General features: G+C 45.2%; 6 protein-coding genes and 2 pseudogenes. All 8 read right to left on the reverse strand.

Annotated features, from left to right (window positions below; translation table 11 throughout):
• Positions 1–615, reverse strand: a pseudogene (locus H6G97_RS47350) (hypothetical protein); the annotation flags it as partial.
• Positions 612–1,160, reverse strand: coding sequence for a hypothetical protein (locus H6G97_RS47355; protein ID WP_190947284.1), 549 nt, complete (start codon positions 1,158–1,160; stop codon positions 612–614). The pseudogene H6G97_RS47350 and the gene H6G97_RS47355, both read right to left, overlap by 4 nt.
• 21 nt (positions 1,161–1,181) lie before the next feature.
• Positions 1,182–1,898, reverse strand: a complete 717-nt coding sequence (locus H6G97_RS47360) for a hypothetical protein (protein ID WP_190947285.1) — start codon at positions 1,896–1,898, stop codon at positions 1,182–1,184.
• 11 nt (positions 1,899–1,909) lie between these two features.
• Positions 1,910–2,353, reverse strand: coding sequence for a hypothetical protein (locus tag H6G97_RS47365; protein WP_190947286.1), 444 nt, complete (start codon positions 2,351–2,353; stop codon positions 1,910–1,912).
• Positions 2,354–2,610: 257 nt separating this feature from the next.
• Positions 2,611–2,886: a hypothetical protein gene (locus tag H6G97_RS47370; RefSeq protein WP_190947287.1), complete on the reverse strand. Its 276-nt coding sequence runs from the start codon at positions 2,884–2,886 to the stop codon at positions 2,611–2,613.
• The gene (locus H6G97_RS47375) at positions 2,883–3,098 is read right to left on the reverse strand and encodes a hypothetical protein (protein WP_190947288.1); all 216 of its coding nucleotides are present in this window, start codon (positions 3,096–3,098) and stop codon (positions 2,883–2,885) included. Before H6G97_RS47375 ends, H6G97_RS47370 begins: the two co-directional genes overlap by 4 nt.
• Before the next feature lie 2 nt (positions 3,099–3,100).
• A complete protein-coding gene (locus H6G97_RS47380; protein ID WP_100897544.1) occupies positions 3,101–3,331 on the reverse strand; it encodes a hypothetical protein in 231 nt (76 codons plus the stop codon).
• A gap of 3 nt (positions 3,332–3,334) precedes the next feature.
• Positions 3,335–3,766 (reverse strand): annotated as a pseudogene (locus H6G97_RS47385) (hypothetical protein); the annotation flags it as partial.

The raw sequence follows: 3,766 nt of genomic DNA on the forward strand, positions 1-3,766 counted from the left end.
GTGGGCGTAAATCTCGGCTTTGGTGATATCAACAGTGCGATCATTGGCGACTAAATCCAGGTCAGCTTGCAATTGGACTTCTGCGATCGCAACATCTCGGTAACTCTCTAACAACTCGGAACGTGCAGCCATCTCTGCTTTCGCCGCATCCCGTTTTTGGGCAATGTCTTCAAAAACTGCTCTCTGCTTCTCTTCCGATTGGCAGTGCCGCAGCATCCACCCAGCTAGCGCAAACCCCAGGAATCCTCCAAACGCCCAAAAAGGCTTGTATTGGTTAGTCGCTTTCACCAGCCCATTAACGCCCATAGCTGGGTCACGCACTACTTGGCGCGGCATTCCTTCTAACTGCCATTGTGACCAGTAGTAGGGGGTCATTCTGAAAGGTCTGTTATTCTGATCCTGACATACCAATTTTTTCTGGGGAGTCCGAACGCAGAAATAAATGCGGTCGCTTGATTCCCCTTTCCACGCCATCGCAGCTGATCCAATACCAACAGTTAAACTCAGCCCAATTGCAACAGCTTTTTTATCCATCGGCAACTGTCCGAACCACTTCATTAAACCCGATTGTTGCGACTCGGATAACTGTTTATGTTTCTCAGATAGATAGTTCATTTACCTCTTTTACCACCAAATAGAAAAAACATTAATATCGCTAGAAATATGCCCACTCCTGCACCATCCATCCAACTTGAAGATTCAGCAGTTTTTGGCTTATAAACCGACTCGATAGAAGTCTTAACTGTACTAGTAGAAATTCTCGATTCGTTCCACTCGCCTAACGGTTCATTGAGCGCACACAATAACGCTAACGATGCACTGCAACCAGTCATTAAATTAGTGACAAAATTGTTGAACCCTTCACCTGTTGCAGTAGCAGTAAAATACAGGTGTGCAGTACCTACAGCTAGGAACATTCCAACGGGGTGAACTTGCAATAGATGAAAGGTGAAAATCACTGCACTGTTTAAGCAACTGCCAGCGACAATTTCACAAGCATTACCAGCACGTCTAAATGTCCGACCTCTATTATTTTCTGGTAGTGGTGGTGACTGTTCGGGTTGTTTCTGCTGCTTAGTTGATTGTGGTGTTTGTGCCAGCCCTTCCATTGAAAAAGGGCTGACGCTATGAGGATCTTCATTTCGTTTCCTTACTAGCATCAGCCTTACCTAATTAATTGATTATCTGTCGCCTAACTTCTGCCACAAGTTACCCAACATTGCACCCCAACCGCGAACTGTTCCTGTTGCAGAAACACTTGACGATGGTGCATGATTTTGGCTAGTAACTGGTATGACTTCCTGGGGTGCAAGATTTGGTTCTAATGCCCTTGAACCAAACCTCGCACGGGCTAAAAGTTGTTGTCGTTTCTCTCTTAATCCTGTAGTAATTGCTTGCCTTTCGGCTTGCACAGTCTGTCTATTTTCGATGCCGCTAATCTTGTTTTCATGCCGCCACAATTCTGCTTGCAAATCGTGGTGTAATTGGACTGCAACTTCGGCTAGTCCGTGCTTACGTTTCTGATCAATTCGCAGCAAGTCGGCTCTATCTTGGGCATCTATCTTACTCATCTCCGAATCAAATTCCGAATTGAGTTTGCGAATTTTGGCGATAGCACCCGCAACGTGAGAGCCATATTGTTTACGAAGTTCGACCCAGGTCACTTGTCCTTTGGTCAACTTCTCCATCGCCTCAAAGACAACTTTGGCATTGTCTAAGAACGGCTCTAATCGGTCAGATAATTCTTGGGCATTATTCGCATAATCAGCGAACTGTTCTAGCTTATTTATATCGGAGAGATAGCCAAAAATATCAGACTCAAATCCTCCCCAGGAAAGCGCTTTTTCATCGATATGGCTTGCATGACCAACTACCGGATTACGTATTGCAAAGTCCATCTCCGATCCTCCTAATAAGGGATGTAGTCATAGTCGATATTGCTGGATGATTGGGGCAACTTATCCCAGTAACCCATCTCTTCAAATCGGCTATAAATTCTCGTTGCTAGTTGCCTTACAGGGTCGTCAAAATCTTCGGAAATTAAATCAAATCGGTTTTCACCAAATGCCAGAATATTTGCAATGTCCGCGTCAATCCCATTACCCAAGAATTGACCAAATGCAGCAGAGTATGGATGGTCATCGATGGTTTCATGAGTTGCTAAGAATTCCGTCCCGGTAAAGGGTGGGTAATCTTCACTCTCGAATATTGGTGTGGAAAGTGCCTCAATATCTGCCTCAATCATTGCTGCCCATTCTTCAGGATTTTCTGCTTTGAATTGCTGCTTTCTTAGGGCGGAGTCGGTCAGAGGCGATTTGCCCCAATCGTGGGGATTAGTGTAGTGAAGTGTCATTTGTTAGAATCCTTGTAACGATGTGTACTTGATGCACTTTCGGGTGAGGCGATTGCACTTACTTTGGTCGGTCGGGGCAATCGCTTCATTATCAGTTCTCACAAAACTCAACAAGTTCAAAAACCTCCCTAATTACTTGGTTTTGGCTTAATTCTTTTCTTCTGCCTTTCGAGTCATTGAATATGAAAGGGGCATTGACTCGACAATTAGAGCGGTGGCTATAGCGCAGTTGTTGACCACGGAATTGGTACAAATGATTACGCTGTAAGGCTGTCGTTGAAAGCATTTGGTTGTCCCTCGACTTGGGAATAAAACTCGATATTTAGAATCGCTTCGTGAACTTCAACAAGCGTCTGAACAGCATCACCCAGACGCAGGTCATTCGATGTACTGAACTTTTCCGACGCTTCAATTTGTTTGTAATTTGGCGATGCTTGCACGAACCTTAGAGTCTGTTCGCAACCGAGGATGATGGTCATGATTTCGGTTGTTGTTAGGCTTGGTTGTGTCTTTTGGGTGTCTTGGTCGCTCATGACTTCTTTCCTTTTCTTTGAGCTTTTATCGGTGCGGTTGGGGCTTCTGGCTGGTTCGGCTTTTGAAGTACATAGCTGATGGCCCCTGCACCTCCCACGGCTGCGGCGATGGTAAACATATTGTTTCTGCCAAGCTGCTGCACTCCGAAATAGCCAAGGGCTAGAAAGCCAAGAGCAGCAACAGAGAATCCAAGTGTTTTGTTGATTTTCATGGTTACGCTACGAACAAATCCTCAAAGTTACTTAAGCTATCGGGTTGGGACTGCTCAGTTAGAGCGGGTTGTTGCTTGTGCTGACAGCAAAGTGAATTTTTATCTCGAAAGTAAGCCCTTAAAATCCAAGTCACAGCAGAGGTCAGGTCATCGGTGAGAAGCAGTTTTTCCGCCTCAGCCTTTACGGGGTCAATCAAATCTTTGGGGATGCAAACCCGGTTATCTTTCGCCATGAATTAAACCTTCTTTAGTGATGCAACAGCTAATTTCAGTAACCCAATTGCATTGGCCGTTTGGGAATTAGGAATCTGTGCAATTCCTTGCCTAGATGCGATTGCACTAACCGATGGCAGCATTGCACCACCACCCACAAGGTAAATAGCATCCAGGTCATCAGCGCGGGATTGCAAATGCTTCCACGCAGGCACTAAACAAGATGCAAGCCATCCCTTGAGTTCTGATGAGTAAATGCTTGAAAACTCCCAATTGGTGGTTCCATAAACAAAATTCTTGCTCATCCCCTCTCGGATCAGATGAGGGTTAGCTGGTTTACCGAGGTGGCGACGGGTTTGGAGGTTATTCGCTATCGTCTCACAAAGATGGTGAACGCCTACTGTGTCAATCTTGCGGCTATTTTGTAATAGTTTGTTGCCTTCAAATATTGAGGT

Source organism: Nostoc flagelliforme FACHB-838 (assembly GCF_014698065.1).
Classification (GTDB): Bacteria; Cyanobacteriota; Cyanobacteriia; order Cyanobacteriales; family Nostocaceae; genus Nostoc; species Nostoc flagelliforme_B.

Bases quoted from the DNA above. Each gene is read 5' to 3' on its own strand.
- H6G97_RS47365 (WP_190947286.1), bottom strand. From the start codon at position 2,353: ATGACACTTCACTACACTAATCCCCACGATTGGGGCAAATCGCCTCTG.
- H6G97_RS47355 (WP_190947284.1), bottom strand. From the start codon at position 1,160: ATGCTAGTAAGGAAACGAAATGAAGATCCTCATAGCGTCAGCCCTTTT.
- H6G97_RS47375 (WP_190947288.1), bottom strand. From the start codon at position 3,098: ATGAAAATCAACAAAACACTTGGATTCTCTGTTGCTGCTCTTGGCTTT.
- H6G97_RS47380 (WP_100897544.1), bottom strand. From the start codon at position 3,331: ATGGCGAAAGATAACCGGGTTTGCATCCCCAAAGATTTGATTGACCCC.
- H6G97_RS47370 (WP_190947287.1), bottom strand. From the start codon at position 2,886: ATGAGCGACCAAGACACCCAAAAGACACAACCAAGCCTAACAACAACC.
- H6G97_RS47360 (WP_190947285.1), bottom strand. From the start codon at position 1,898: ATGGACTTTGCAATACGTAATCCGGTAGTTGGTCATGCAAGCCATATC.